The sequence below is a fragment of the Fibrobacter sp. UWT3 genome, from assembly GCF_900230125.1.
GTDB lineage: Bacteria > Fibrobacterota > Fibrobacteria > Fibrobacterales > Fibrobacteraceae > Fibrobacter.
In genome coordinates this window covers 145,969-159,681 of the sequence record NZ_OCSS01000003.1, presented here as the reverse complement: position 1 = coordinate 159,681, position 13,713 = coordinate 145,969, and the positions used below count along the sequence as shown (strand labels likewise).

The 13,713-nt window shown below is 54.9% G+C and carries 12 protein-coding genes; 11 read left to right on the top strand and 1 reads right to left on the bottom strand.

Annotated features, from left to right (window positions below; genetic code table 11):
- Window positions 1-2 precede the first annotated feature (2 nt).
- The 9 genes from CRO08_RS12255 (at window position 3) to hisB (ending at window position 11,613) form a co-directional block, all read left to right on the top strand.
- On the top strand, window positions 3-1,748 hold the full coding sequence (locus tag CRO08_RS12255) for an SGNH/GDSL hydrolase family protein (RefSeq protein ID WP_097036428.1): 1,746 nt from the start codon (window positions 3-5) through the stop codon (window positions 1,746-1,748).
- Between the two features lie 102 nt (window positions 1,749-1,850).
- Complete coding sequence (locus CRO08_RS12250) at window positions 1,851-2,768, top strand: TIGR02147 family protein (protein WP_097036427.1); 918 nt, start codon at window positions 1,851-1,853, stop codon at window positions 2,766-2,768.
- 14 nt (window positions 2,769-2,782) lie between these two features.
- Complete coding sequence (locus CRO08_RS12245) at window positions 2,783-4,453, top strand: right-handed parallel beta-helix repeat-containing protein (protein WP_176495147.1); 1,671 nt, start codon at window positions 2,783-2,785, stop codon at window positions 4,451-4,453.
- A 42-nt stretch (window positions 4,454-4,495) separates the two neighbouring features.
- Window positions 4,496-5,830 (top strand): alpha/beta hydrolase, encoded by a 1,335-nt coding sequence (locus CRO08_RS12240; protein WP_097036425.1) that lies wholly within the window; start codon window positions 4,496-4,498, stop codon window positions 5,828-5,830.
- 101 nt (window positions 5,831-5,931) lie between these two features.
- Complete coding sequence (locus CRO08_RS12235; RefSeq protein WP_072811239.1) at window positions 5,932-6,747, top strand: PDZ domain-containing protein; 816 nt, start codon at window positions 5,932-5,934, stop codon at window positions 6,745-6,747.
- A 187-nt stretch (window positions 6,748-6,934) separates the two neighbouring features.
- Window positions 6,935-9,397: a putative LPS assembly protein LptD gene (locus CRO08_RS12230; protein ID WP_255252357.1), complete on the top strand. Its 2,463-nt coding sequence runs from the start codon at window positions 6,935-6,937 to the stop codon at window positions 9,395-9,397.
- A 31-nt stretch (window positions 9,398-9,428) separates the two neighbouring features.
- Window positions 9,429-10,010, top strand: coding sequence for a nucleoside triphosphate pyrophosphatase (locus CRO08_RS12225; RefSeq protein ID WP_097036424.1), 582 nt, complete (start codon window positions 9,429-9,431; stop codon window positions 10,008-10,010).
- The gene (locus CRO08_RS12220; RefSeq protein ID WP_255252356.1) at window positions 10,007-11,029 is read left to right on the top strand and encodes a RodZ family helix-turn-helix domain-containing protein; all 1,023 of its coding nucleotides are present in this window, start codon (window positions 10,007-10,009) and stop codon (window positions 11,027-11,029) included. The genes CRO08_RS12225 and CRO08_RS12220 overlap by 4 nt, the downstream gene beginning before the upstream one ends.
- On the top strand, window positions 11,029-11,613 hold the full coding sequence (gene hisB, locus CRO08_RS12215) for an imidazoleglycerol-phosphate dehydratase HisB (RefSeq protein WP_072811234.1): 585 nt from the start codon (window positions 11,029-11,031) through the stop codon (window positions 11,611-11,613). The genes CRO08_RS12220 and hisB overlap by 1 nt, the downstream gene beginning before the upstream one ends.
- Here hisB and CRO08_RS12210 read toward each other — a convergent pair whose 3' ends face one another.
- Window positions 11,614-12,264, bottom strand: a complete 651-nt coding sequence (locus tag CRO08_RS12210; RefSeq protein WP_097036422.1) for a hypothetical protein — start codon at window positions 12,262-12,264, stop codon at window positions 11,614-11,616.
- A 99-nt stretch (window positions 12,265-12,363) separates the two neighbouring features.
- Between CRO08_RS12210 and CRO08_RS12205 the strand changes: the two genes are divergently transcribed.
- The gene (locus CRO08_RS12205) at window positions 12,364-12,666 is read left to right on the top strand and encodes a type B 50S ribosomal protein L31 (protein WP_072811229.1); all 303 of its coding nucleotides are present in this window, start codon (window positions 12,364-12,366) and stop codon (window positions 12,664-12,666) included.
- An 86-nt stretch (window positions 12,667-12,752) separates the two neighbouring features.
- Entirely contained in the window at window positions 12,753-13,655 is a 903-nt protein-coding gene (locus CRO08_RS12200) for a hypothetical protein (protein WP_097036421.1), read from the top strand.
- Window positions 13,656-13,713: the final 58 nt, after the last annotated feature.

The following is a 13,713-nucleotide window of genomic DNA, read 5'->3' as shown; positions in this document are numbered from 1 at the left end:
ATATGAAGGGAGTGTTTAAATTCCTCATCGCCGCTGCCGTGTTTGCGGGTGTCGCCGTGAGCGATTCTACGAGCTTTAAGGTCCACGTGATTGGCGACTCCACGGTTTGCAACTACAAGGACAATGCCTACCCGCAAACGGGTTGGGGGCAGATTCTGGGGAGTTTCTTTGACGGTTCCCGCGTCCAGGTAGTGAACTACGCTATCGGCGGTCGCAGTTCCAAAACGTTCGTGCAGGAAGGCCGCCTGGACGAAGTGAAGAAGAATCTCCAGAAGGGCGATGTCATGATGGTTCAGTTCGGGCATAACGACCGCTATTTTGGAAGCAAACCTCGTGAGGTCCCCTTTGATTCGCTTGGCTACTGGCTACAGCAGTATGCCGATGTGGCTAAAGGTGCGGGCGTTACCCTGGTATATGTGACCCCGATGAACATGAACATGGGGGCGAATGGCCGCAATATCTTTACTGAATACAACGTTGTCGGCAAGATGGAAGAACTCGCCAAGAAAAACGGCGCTGTCTATGTGAACCTGAATGCCAAATCCTACAACGCCTACAGCAAGAGCTGGGACCCGGCGTATGTTTCCCGCTACCAGTTCAAGATGTTCCTAAAGGGAGAATACCCGAATTACCCGGATGGTGTCACCAACGACGGAACGACGCACTTCCAGGAATCGGGTTCCATTGCACATTGCCAGTGGATTGCCGAGGAACTTGAAAGTGCCCTGAAAAATGAATCGTACATCTCTGCCGACAACAAGGCGAATTTGACACAGCTCGTGTCTGCCCTCAAGCCGCGCTACGCATTTACGGTCAAGGCGAATATTTCGAACAGCAAGGGCCTCATTACGCATAACCAGCAACTCCCTGGCGACGTTCCGCTTACTTTGCATGTGAGCCCCGGCAGCTTTGGCAAGAAGTTCGTTGGCTGGTACGATGACGACTGCAATAAGCTTTCTGCCGATTCGAACTACTACGGGAAAAAGACCCTCTACCGCGCTGCGACCTATACGGCTGTCTTTGACGGAGGGCCCGCTTGCCAGCCGACTTCGCACGGCGAAGAAAATTCTGGCGATAGCCCGACCTCTTCCAGCTCCGCTGGGCCTGAATCGTCGAGTTCGTTTGACCCGAAAATTTGTTTTGACGGTGTTGCCGACGAAGCCTGGCCTTCTCCGATTGACATGGCTAACCCCGAAGTGGGTGATGGCTGGACCGAGGCGAACCACGAAGGCTATACGGGCCAGGGATTCTTCAATTTTGACAACTCCGCCTACAGTACGGCAACTTACAATGTGACATCGGACCAGTCCGCGTCGAACGCCCGCGTAATGATTCGCTACTCGTTCGTAGGTAATTCTGATCGAGACATGAAGGTGACTGTTGATAACGGTGAGTACGACGTGACGTTCAAGTCGACCGGAAGCTGGGACAAGTGGGATACCGCCTATGTCGAGGACGTGTGGGTGGATGCTCTTGACTTTAAGGTGAAACTGGCTTCTGCCTCGGCAGACGGCGGACCGAATATCGACATGATTGCCTTCGACATCAAGGGCGTATATCGCACCGGATGCAGCCCCGCGAAGGTGAAAAATGATAGTCCTGCGGACTCTTCGACGACCCGCATTGTGCCGGTACGTGCCGTGACCATGCAGCCTGCCGTGAAGAATACTTACAACGCCCTCGGGCGTGTGGTTCCCGGCGAAAAAACGCATTCCAGGCTCCCGAAGGGTCGTTACTTCGAACGCTGATATTGGGTGGGCCGGTGCAATCTTTGCGCCTGCTCACACTTTTATAGATTGTTGACTTTTTTATGCTGTGAAGTGTGGACTTTTTGCTATATTTAGGGTGAAATGATTAATCTTTTTGAGTATCTGAACTATCGCGAATTTTTGCGCGACGCTTACGAGGAACGCCATGCGGGTGATTGGCGCTTTAGCCACCGCTATATTGCAGAGCGTGCCGGTTTCGACGCGTCGATGTTCAACAAGATTTTGCAGGGCAAGCGCAACCTGACTGCCCGGCTTGTTTCTGTTTTTGCCGATATTTTCTGTAACGACGAACGCGAAAAGGCGTATTTTGCCGACATGGTCGCCTTCAACCAGGCGAAGACCCACACCGAAAGCAGGCAGTATCTTGAAAAGCTTGTCGCCACCAAGGAATGCAAGGTCGAGAACGTGGCGAAAGACCAGTTCGAATACTTCGACAACTGGTACCACGCGGTTGTCCGCGAACTTGTGACTTTCTACCCGTACGTGGGCGACGATGCCGCCCTTGGGCTCATGGTGCGCCCGCCGATTACGGGTTCGCAGGTGCGTTCCTCCATTGCGCTTCTCGAACGCCTCTCGATGATCAAGAAGAATCCCGAGACGGGTTTCTACGAGCAGACGCAGGGCCTGATTTCGAGCGGTTCGGAATCTTACAGCACGGCGGTGAATTCGTATATCCAGCAGAACCTGAACGTGGCGCAAGATGCGATGGACCGCTTTGACCGCGGCGAACGCAACCTTTCGACGCTCGCCTTTGCGTGCAACGAGGATACCTACAAGGAATTGGTCGAGATGGTTCGCCGCTTCCGCAGGGAAATCCTTGCGAAGGTGGCGCAGTGCGAAAAGCCCAATCGCGTGTTCCAGCTGGGGATGCAGCTGTTCCCGCTTTCGGACCCGTATCCGCCGCCGCAGCGCCGAGGGCGCAAGCGCCGCATACGCGGGCTCGAGATGAACGAGGGTGTGGAGCCTTCTGCGGAAAAATCTGGGGAGGGTGAACAATGAGTAAGGTGTGTGGAATGAAATGGTGCATGCCCGTTGCGGCGGCTGCGCTGCTCGCCTTTACGGCGTGCAGCAACGACGGCAAGGTTGCCGGCGGTACCGAGGCGGAATCGACAATCGCCCTGCAGGTGCAACTTGCAGACGGGTCGCCTGCGGGTCATTCGCGCGTGCGCATGCTCCCGAACGATTACCTGAGCGATGGCGCCTCTGGTGCGGCATGGGTGGAATCGGACGAGGCTGGCTTTGTGGAAATTGTGGCCGAACCGGGAAAGTATGCGCTGGAAGTCCGCAACGTGCGCGATTCCAGGGCCTCGGGTGCTGTCATGAATCTCACGCTCGATACGAACGTGGCTCGGTCGGAAACAGTCAAGCTGGGTGAACTTTCGACAATCGAGGGGTACGTTTTCCTCGGGGAAGAATCTCCCGTGATTCGCGTGATGGGGCTTGACCGTTACGTGGTTCCCGATAGTACCGGGCATTTCGTGATCGACTCGCTCCCGGTGGGGGCATTCGATGTGCATGTGACCGATGCTGCCGAAAAGAATTCGGCTACGCTCAGTTTTGTGCCGGGCGATACTTTGTATGTAGATTGCACGGATCCCGAATCCGAAATAAAGGTGTTCAAGAATCGTGAACCGGTAGCGAGCAAGTATCCCGAGAAGGACTGGAGCGAACACGATGCGCTGCTAGCCCAGATGGAGGGCTATGCTGTCGGTACTCTGGGTGCTGCGGGCATTACCGATACCCTGGGCAACATCTCTAGGGCGGAAGGCGAAATCTGCATCGTCACCACGACGGAAGATTACCTGATTGTCGAGGACACGACGGAGGTGGATTCTGCGGGCAATGCGAAAACTTCGGCCGTAATCGCTCCGGGTTCTCTCCGTGACTGTGCCTATCGCGAAGGCCCCACGTGGATTCTTTTCGAGAAGAGCGGTACGTATAACTTGCAGTCTCCGCTCCGCCTCAAGAACGACAAGACCTTTGATGGCCGCGGGCGCGACGTGCGCTTTGCTGGCATGGGAATCCTTACCGAAACATCGAGCAACCTGATTTTCGAAAACATCACGTTTACGGCTCCCGCGATAACCGTGCTCGATACCAGCTCGCGCAGGGCGCTCTCGATTCACAACCGTTCGCATCACGTGTGGGTGGACCACTGCACCTTCGAGGAATACCCGCTTGTGGAACTCGACGTGAAACGCGGCTCGCACAACGTGACCATATCCTGGTCGCGCTTCGAAAATGCGCAGACGGGAGTGCTCTTTGGACTTTCGGGCGATATCATCAAGGATACCGCGCAGAGCCTGACAGTGCATCACAGCTACTTTGCGGGCCTGAGCCGAGATGGCGTTCTATCGCATGGCGGTGTGCTCCATGCCTACAGCAACTTCTTCGATGGTGTCGAGTTGTCTGGTGTGGTCTGTTCTGATTCTGCACGCTGCCTTGTCGAATCCAACGTTTTCAATAACGAGATGGCCGTGACGCTTTACCGCTGGTATAACGAGGACGACTCTCCGGTAGATTCGACGGTCGGCTTTGTCGCGATGAAGGATAACCTGTTCACGGCGGGTGGCAAGTCCGTTGATGGCGATGCTCTCGGCTACAAGCCCGATTACGAGTACAGCGTCGATTTCGCCGATGCGGATAATGCATGGATTATCCGGACCGATAGCGGAGCCCAATAATTTATTATTATTGCGGGTAGAACGCTTTAATAAGGATATTCCATGAAAGTTCTATCCGCTATTCTAGCCCTGGGGCTTGCTGTTTCTGCTTCGTATGGTGCGGAACGTTACAAGGACCGCATGTTCGATGTCAATGTGGAAAGCGACGTCGTTTATGCGACGGACGTGAACCACCTGAGTTTGCTTAGCCCGCTTTCTACGGCGATGACTGCGCTTATGGGGCAGGGGCGCAGCGTTTACCTGTACGAAAGTGAGACGGACATGGCGCCTATCGACCTGCACATGGATATCTATACCCCCAAGGGCGATACCGAAAAGAAGCGCGCCGCGGTGCTCGTGATGCACGGGGGCGCGTTTGCCGCCGGTTCCAAGGACGATATGGAACAGCAGTCGGTGACGTACTGCGATTCGCTTGCCGCTCGCGGGTTTGTCGCCATTGCGGTGCAGTACCGCCTGGGCATTACGGCTACGCTCGAAGAAAAGGTGCTCACCATCGATAGTCTGAACTTCTCGCGTACCGTTTATCGTGGAATCCAGGATGTACGTGCGGCAGTCCGCTACGTGCGTTCCAAGGCTTCTGACTTGGGGATTGACAAGGACCGCATTTACCTGCTGGGCAACAGCGCGGGAGCGATTCTTGCCCTCGAGAACATCTACATGGACAAGCCTTCCGAGGTTCCTGCCGTTGCACACGACGCTCCGGACCTGGGCGAACTAGACAATTACGGCGTGCAGGGTGAAAGTTCGCAGGCGAATGCGGCTGTTGCCTTGTGGGGTGGCGTTCACGACCCCTCCATTATCGGAGAAACTGCATCTCCGGTCCTTCTCGTTCATGGGACTGCCGACAGCACCGTGCTGTTCAAGACGGGCCGGCCTCTCGGGAATCTCGCGAATACGCTGGGCGTGAATATGATGATGCTCAAGCTTGCGGGAATCAACTCCATAAGCATCAATACGCCCACGCTTTACGGGAGTTTTGTTGTGGATTCCGTGCTCAAGGCGAAGGACGTGGAACACGAGACGTATTTTGTCGACGACATGCCGCATGAGTTCTATGACGAGGACGGCTACGGCGTGAAGGTACGCGAGAAGGTTTTCTCTTTCCTTTACGGCCTGACCCAGAAGCCTGCCTCTACGAAGGTTCTTGCTGTTGCTACGGCCCGCCCGTCGCAGGTGCGCATGGGCGAGGGCAACATGAACTTTACCGTTGCGTCGGGCTCGAACCTGCCGTATGCCGTTATGGACCTGCGTGGCCGTACTGTCATGAACGGTCGCGTGTCGCAGGGTGAGGTTGTCGGCTTTGAAACCCTTGAACGTGGTGTGTACGTGCTCCGCGTGAAGGGCGAACGCCCGCTACGCTTTGGTCTTGCGAAGTAGTTGTGTAAAAAAGCCCGCTCTGGGGCAAATATTTGACATTTTCTGTTGCCGGTACGATTATTTATTGTATATTTATGAAGGATAAATTGTAAGGAGATCTTATGAACAAGCTTGCTAAGTTTTCCCTGATGGCTGCCCTTGCCGCAGCCCCTGTCATGGCCGACGAAGATTTCGGCGGTATTGGCGTTACCATCTACCAGGTCCCGGCTGGTGTCTACGTTGCCGAAGTGATTCCCGGTGGCCCTGCTGCCGATACCAAGATTGCTACCGGTGACGTGATTGTCGCTGTCGATGGCGTTTCCCTGAAGGGCCAGAACATCGAGTTCTCCAAGGGCCAGATTCGCGGCCAGGTGAACAAACCGGTCGAACTCACCTACGTGAGCAACGGCGATACGGCTTCCGTGGTGGTGCGTCGTGCTTCCATGCTCGTGAAGGATTTTGACGAGGAATCCGTGAGCGCCTGGTACGGCGACAAGAAGGAATTCAACGGCGCCGAACTCGAGACGTTTGCAAGCGGTACCGAAGCCAACAAGAAGTTGCTTGCCGTCCTCAGCCGCGGTACCGTGGTGGCGGGCGATGCGAAGGGCGTTTCTGCAAAGCACCTGAACGGCGTGTTCGTGCAGAAGGAAGATGAATTTGGCCCGAAGGCTGCGCCCAACAAGAAGGCGAAGTCCAACGGCGCTTCGCTCAAGTCCTTTAACCGCAACACCATCGCGTTTACGCTCAAGACCGAAGGTACGACTGTCGTGAAGGTTTCTGGCCCGAACGGCGAAGAAGTCGCTTCCGTGCGCGTGGATAACGCTCCGGCTGGCTTCAACTCCGTGTCTTGGAATGGGGATAACCTCCCGAGCGGCCGCTACATGGTGAGCATTGAGCAGTCCTTCGGCGTGTCTGGCAAGTTCGCCGTGTTGAAGTAGCCTTTAATTAAAGGTCGCTTGTTGTTCCCCCGGTTCGCGCCGGGGGTTCTTTTTTTTGAACAAGTTAATTGAGGGCTCGGGCCTTTCGCAATAAACGTCTCGCGGCCATATTTTTCTAACAACTAACGACCAACAACCAATAACTAATGACCAAAGACCAATAACTAATTCCTATATTTGCCGCAACGTGATTTTGTCTAGAACCCATAGTCTGCTGTGGGCCGTTTTGCTGTTTTTGCTAGCGGCCTTCATTGCTCCTGCCGCATTCGGCCAGGACATGACGCGCTTTGAACTTGAGGAACGCGAGCAGCCGGTCGAGGACACCACCGAGGTGGACTGGATGAACGACACGACGGGGACGGACACGATTGAGTACCGCGCGGTAGACCTCATTTACGATGTAGAGAAGGAAACGTTCAACCTGAACAACAACGCGCAGCTCAAGTACCGCACGGCGACACTCGATGCCGATACCATCTGGTTCGACCAGAAGAATTCCGTGCTTGCGGCGGCGGGCGAGCCCGTGCTCCGCGAAACCAAGAACCCTTCGCTTTCGGGCATGCGACTCAAGTACAACATGAACAGCCGCATCGGCGAAATCTACTACGCGACTACCTACCAGGATAACCAGCAGCTGAACGGCATGGAGGTGCGCAGGCTCCCGGATTCTCGCATCCAGATTGCGCGTGGCGACTTTAGTACCTGTAACGATTCTACGCACCAGCATTTCTACTTCTACGGTCGCCGCATGGTGGTCAAGCCCAAGGAGACAATTACGGCACGGCCTGTGGTGCTGAACATCGCCGACGTGCCGGTGGCGGTGCTCCCGATGATCGTCGCTCCCTTGAAGAGCGGGCGCAAGTCGGGCCTGCTCACTCCCAAGTTCGGTGGCGACCAGGTGCAGGGCTACTACCTGAGTAACCTCGGTTTCTACTATGCGCCGAACGACTACTGGGATGCGACACTTTCGGGCGATATTGTTGAAGGCGAGGAGGCTCGCTTCGAGAAGTCGACTATCACGGGCCAGGTGCGTTACAAGAAGCGCTATGTGCTCGACGGTAACGTGTCGTACAAGGCGTATCTCCGGGAATTCAACTTCGACAACAGCGGCTACGACATCAACTTCTCGCACAACCAGAACCTGACGCCCGATGGCAAGCACACCTTGACGGGTACCGGTTCGTTCGTGAGTGACCAGAGCGTACGCCGCGAGGCGCTTGATGCCGAGACAATCCTCAACCAGCAGGCGAACGCGTACCTCACGTATTCGGGAAGGTTCGGTACCAACAAGAGCCTTACGGTGAAGGCGAGCCAGACCAACAACCTGCAGACGGGTTACGTGGAACGCCAGTTGCCCGACGTGCAGTTCCGCATGAACGGACCGCTGTTCAATTTCGATAGCGGTGACGACGGCGTTGCCATCGACGACAACTCGTTCTGGAAATACCTCGAAAAGCTCAACTACAGCTTTACGAACCGCTTCAACTACCACACGCGCGAGGGCCGCGACACCACGCTCGATGTAGATACGCTTGCGAAGTACGTGGGTTATTCCGGCACCTACTCTTTGGATTACTCGGGCTCACTGTTCAACGTGATTAACCTTACCCCGCGGGCCACCTGGAGCGGGTACTGGACCGGACAGTCGTGGATAAACCCGGAGGATTCGAGCAAGTACTGGAAGCGCCGTACAAGCCTCGACCCGGAGCACGATAGTTACGGAGAGTTTGCGTACAACCACAACTACAGCCTTACCGCCGATACCAAACTGTACGGCATCTGGGTGCCTGAAATTGGGCGCTTTACGGGCGTGAGGCATATCCTTTCGCCGAGCGTGTCGTACACGTACGCGCCCGAAATCGATACGGCGAAGTACTTTGCCCCGCACCCGTTACTTGGCCAGTCGCCTTTCCAGAAGAAACAGCAGACCGTAGGTCTTTCGCTCGGCAATGACTTCGATATCAAGTACCTGAAGGTGGTGGGCCACAAGCCCGATACCACGAAGGGCGATACGGCGAAGGCGGTCGAGGACCAGTACGGCAACCGTCGACTGCTTACTACGCGCCATAGCGTTTCGTACAACTTTGCGGCAGATTCCCTGAATTTTTCGGACATCAATTCTACGTTCGGCCTGCAGATTCTGCCCGACTACATGTTTACCGTGACTACGCGCCACAGCCTGTACCACAAGTATTCGGACGACCCGAACAAGGTAAGGTTCCCGGAACTCACGTACTGGGGCTATGAACTGAGCCGCAGCTTTAACTGGAGTGGAACGTTCAACGTGGGCCTGCCTTCGCAGATGAACAAGTACGAGATGAAGAAGTGGTCGCTCGGGCTCAACTACCGCTATTCGTTCTCGAGTACGCGAGTAGGGAAGGACCTGTTCCAGGATAACGTGAGCCACTCGACTTCGATTTCGGCAAGTTTCCAGCCGACGGTAAACTGGGAAGTTTCTTACAGCACGCAGTACGATTACAACGAGGGCAAGTTCGTGACGCACCGGTTTACGTTCAACAGGGTGTTGCACTGCTGGCAACTCGACTTTACGTGGACTCCCACGGGCCCCGCTGCAGGCTGGAGCTTCTCGATTTACGTGAGGGACTTGCCCGATATCAAGCTTAACGCAGGTAGCACGGATACGAACTGATAAATGTGTGATGTGAAATGTGGAGTGTTCAATGAGTGATATTGTTACAAATAAAGTAATTTTGGCGAGCGGTTCGCCGAGGCGCCGTGAAATCCTCACCCAGATTGGGGTGAATTTCGAGGTGGTTGTCTCGAACGAGGAGGAACGCCCCAGGAGCGCAGACCCGCTCGATTTCCCTGGCGAGAATGCCGCCGCGAAGGCGCTCGCCGTTTCGAAAATGAGGCCCGGAGAGTATGTGCTCGGGTACGATACGCTAGTTTTTTTGGACGGGAAGCCCCTCGGGAAGCCGAAAACCTCCGAAGAAGCCCTTGAAATGCTACAAAAATTGAACGGAAAATCTCACAAAGTTATTACCGGAGTCGCACTTGCAAAAGATTCGCAAGTCGTTGATACTCAACGAGAAGAAACAGAGGTGGTTTTCCGGGAGAACACATTACAAGAGCTGAAAGATTATGTAAATTCTAAGGACCCGATGGATAAAGCGGGGGCATACGGAATCCAGACCCGCGGAGCCCGCCTTATCAAATCGATTTCAGGTTGCTATTACAACGTCGTGGGCTTGCCCGTGGCCCTGACGCTCGAAATGCTTGCAAGGCAGAAGGTAGATGTATGAGTATGAACCCTATTGAAGACAAGCGCCCCGACGAACGCCTTGGGGCATACCTTACCCGCGTGCGCGAGGCCAAGGGAATGTCCATAGAGGAACTCGCCACTGTGACGAAACTCACAGTAAAAAACATAACCTTGATTGAAAGTGGCGATTGGAAGGCCTTCCCGGTGGAAGCCTACGTCCGTGGCTACCTCAATTCCCTTTGCGAAAAGCTTGGGCTTGAATCCAAGAGGATTCTCGACTTTTACTACATGGAATCGGGCAAGAAGTTCTCGAGCCTGCTTTCTCCGGTACCCGAGAAACCCGTGAAGGTTTCCCCGATGACCGATGAGGAAAAGAAACCGCGTAGCAAGGCAGTGCCTATTGTTATCGTCTTGCTCGTACTGGCATTTGTGGTCGGCTCTCATTTCTTGAATGAAATGGGCGAGAGCGAGGCAGCTGCGCAGGCCCCGCAAACGGCTTCTGTCGAAGCGAACGAACCGCCTGCTCCGGTTGAAGATATCACCGAGATGCCCGAAGGTGCCGAAGCTGTTGCTCCTGATACGGCTGTGACAGATTCTGTCGTTAAAGATTCTGCGGCGAAGGCCAAAACTGATACCGCGAAGAAGGCCGACGAGACCGTGACGCAGGCTGTTGTTGACGAGGCCGTGAAGAAGTCCGACCTCCCGGCATCGGCTACCATCTTCATTTCTTCTGCCTCGAAGACTTCCGAAAATGCGGAAGCCGCCTCGGGCAAGACTCACATGGAACTTTTGGGCTCGGGCGCTATGCGTTCGTGGGTGGGCCTCAAGCGCCATGAGGAAGACGGAGCATTCGTGAAGGAAGCGAATATTGCCGAAAAGAACGCCCGCATGATTTACGAAACTTCTGATACGTTGTATGTAATCATTGGCGAGCCGCGTGCAATTTCCAAGATGCTCCTGAACGGCAAGGAAACGAAGATCCCCGAATCGAAGTACGGCCGTGTGGCCAAGTTCCGCGTGTTCGGTGGCGAAATCGTGAAGACGAAGGGAGGCCGCTAATGCGTACCGCGAACATCAAGAGAAAGACCGGCGAAACCGATATCGAACTCTCGCTGAACCTGGACGAGGCTTCCCGCGGGGTCGTCAATTCCGGCAACGCGTTTCTCGACCACATGCTCGACCTGTTCCAGGTGCATGGCGGCTTTACGCTCAACCTCACCTGCAAGGGCGATACCGCTGTCGATATGCACCACAGCATGGAAGACATCGCGATTGTGCTCGGTCAGGCGATTGTGGAATGCCTTGGAGACAAGAAGGGAATCGAACGCTACGGCTTTTACTTTGTTCCGATGGACGAGGCCCTGAGCCGCGTTTGCCTCGATTTCAGCAACCGCATAGGCTTCGTGTGGAACGTGAACCTGCCTGCTGCCATGGCAGGTGGCATCGAGGCCAGCATGTTCGAGCACTTCTTCAAGAGTCTGTGCGAGAATGCCCGCATGAACCTGCACGTGGAACTCTTCTACGGAAACGACAACCACCACTGCCTCGAAAGCATCTTCAAGGCGTTTGCCCGCGCGATGGCCATGGCCGTTGCCCCGAGCCGTAACGTGAAGGGCGTTCCCAGCAGCAAGGGCGTGCTTTAATTAAATCCTCGGGACTTTCACTTTATCCCCGGCATTCAGGTTATCCAGATTGATGCCGGGGTTTACTGTCTGCAGTGCGGACTTTGCAAAGAACAGCGGGAGGGTCTGTGAACCTGCACCGTAGGTCCGGCGCAAAAGCTTGCTCAAATCCTCGTCGTTTGCGGTCACCATCTTGTAGAGGCTCGCGTTGTTCGGGTCGGACTGCAGCGCGCTCATCGCGTTCACGAACTTGTCGCTGAAGGCCTCCGCCTTCTTGCCGGAAATGTCGTCGCTCCGGCCTTGCGGGGCGGTCTTGCCCGATTCGCGCGCCTGTTTTTCGGCGGCGATTTTCTTGAGCATTTCTGCGGTACTGGGCTGCTTTGGCCCGCCTTTTTGCCCGGTTACGGAACTCGGCAGCTTAAATACGGGCGCGCTCTTGGAATTGAACGTGAGGTTCACGTCTTTCTTCTCGTTTGCGGACTTCTTGACGGGCTCGAGTGCCAAAATGGAGTCGAGCGAGTTCACGTAAATGCTGTCGGGCCACTCGATGAGCGGCATTTTCTGGTCTACCACGATGACTTTTGCCACGGGGCGTTCGTCGTTGCAGGCGGCAAGGTAAAGCGCAAAACCGGCCAAAACGGGCACGGCAATTAAACTCTTGAGCGTTCTCATACCCTAAAAAATACAAAAAAAGAGCCCGTATCTTGCCAAATTCGCCAAAATCTGCTAAATTTGGAACTCCAATTAATCACTTCAATAGGAAGTTTAAAAATGAAAGAAGGTATCCACCCTAACTATCAACCGGTCGTGTTCGTCGATGCGAATACGGGTAAAGAATACATCACCCGCTCCACGAAGTCTTCCGCCGAAAAGAAGACTATCGATGGTGTTGAACATAGCGTGATTTCCCTGGAAATCACGGCTGATACCCATCCGTTCTGGACGGGCAAGCAGCATCGCGTGGATACGGCTGGCCGTATCGACCGCTTCAACAAGCGTTTCGCTGGCAACATCACGGGCGCAAAGCGCAAGACCCGCAAGGCTGCACCCGCCAAGGCCGAAGAAGAAGCTTAATTTTAGGCTCTTTTCTGTGCCCTCCACTTTGCGGGGGGCATTTTTTTTTAAATTCAATTCCGTTTTTATAACACAAGGAAAAAACGATGAAGAAACAACTTATGACTGCTTGTGCCGCCGCTCTCATCGCCATGGGCATGACCGCTTGCGACAAGACTGGTACCATTGAAGGTGTCGTGCTCGATCCGTTCACTGAACAGCCTGTCCCGATGCCGACCGTGTGGATGGACTCCACTATCTACACAACGACCAAGGAAAAGTACCCCTACAAGGAAGAACTCCAGAAGGGCGAGTTCAAGTTCAATAAGGTTCCCGTTGGCAGCTACCGCATCCTCGCCGGCCGCTCCAAGTACGTGAAGAGCCGTAACCCCATCCAGACCACCGAGGCCGAACCGAACCTCAAGGTCAAGCTCTACATCTACAGTGACCAGGTGAACCCGGGCCTGTACAAGACGGGCGAGAAGACCCCGACCAAGATCAACAACGAATGGGTGCTGTTCTCCACGCAGTGCACCGAATCCATCGCTGGCTACCGCCTCGAGATGCCTGCCGCTTCCGAAACCGCCAAGCTTCCTCCGGCACCCAAGGCCGACAAGAAGGCCAAGAGCAAGAAGGGTAAGAAGGCCAAGAAGGCTGCCGCTCCGGCCGCTGCTCCGGCTTCCAAGATGATTGCGCTTTCCGCACCGCTCGTCGTGGACGGCAAGCTCAACGTGCTCTACGTGAATGCTAGCTCCGTGACCGCTCCGCTCGTCGCGAAGACCTTCGCTGCCGTTGAAGACAAAGTTGCAAACCACAAGGACTGCAAGGGCTTCACCGAGACCGACGTGAAGGGTATCTTCCCGGATAAGAGCAAGGCTACCGACCTCCAGGTGACCTACGTTGCCGAAAACCTCTACAAGATTTCTGGCGACCTCCCGAAGGGCAAGCAGATTATCCAGCTTTCCCAGGAAGGCAAGACTCTCCAGACCTACTACTTCGAAGTGAAGTAATTTAGGACGGTAAAGCACATTTGGGCCGGCATCCGCAAAGGTGCCGGTCTTTTTTTTT

Coding starts and splice junctions, on each gene's coding strand:
- CRO08_RS12245 (WP_176495147.1), top strand. CDS start 2,783: ATGAAATGGTGCATGCCCGTTGCGGCGGCTGCGCTGCTCGCCTTTACG.
- CRO08_RS12210 (WP_097036422.1), bottom strand. CDS start 12,264: ATGAGAACGCTCAAGAGTTTAATTGCCGTGCCCGTTTTGGCCGGTTTT.
- CRO08_RS12250 (WP_097036427.1), top strand. CDS start 1,851: ATGATTAATCTTTTTGAGTATCTGAACTATCGCGAATTTTTGCGCGAC.
- CRO08_RS12205 (WP_072811229.1), top strand. CDS start 12,364: ATGAAAGAAGGTATCCACCCTAACTATCAACCGGTCGTGTTCGTCGAT.
- CRO08_RS12255 (WP_097036428.1), top strand. CDS start 3: ATGAAGGGAGTGTTTAAATTCCTCATCGCCGCTGCCGTGTTTGCGGGT.
- CRO08_RS12220 (WP_255252356.1), top strand. CDS start 10,007: ATGAGTATGAACCCTATTGAAGACAAGCGCCCCGACGAACGCCTTGGG.
- CRO08_RS12240 (WP_097036425.1), top strand. CDS start 4,496: ATGAAAGTTCTATCCGCTATTCTAGCCCTGGGGCTTGCTGTTTCTGCT.
- CRO08_RS12200 (WP_097036421.1), top strand. CDS start 12,753: ATGAAGAAACAACTTATGACTGCTTGTGCCGCCGCTCTCATCGCCATG.
- CRO08_RS12225 (WP_097036424.1), top strand. CDS start 9,429: ATGAGTGATATTGTTACAAATAAAGTAATTTTGGCGAGCGGTTCGCCG.
- CRO08_RS12235 (WP_072811239.1), top strand. CDS start 5,932: ATGAACAAGCTTGCTAAGTTTTCCCTGATGGCTGCCCTTGCCGCAGCC.
- hisB (WP_072811234.1), top strand. CDS start 11,029: ATGCGTACCGCGAACATCAAGAGAAAGACCGGCGAAACCGATATCGAA.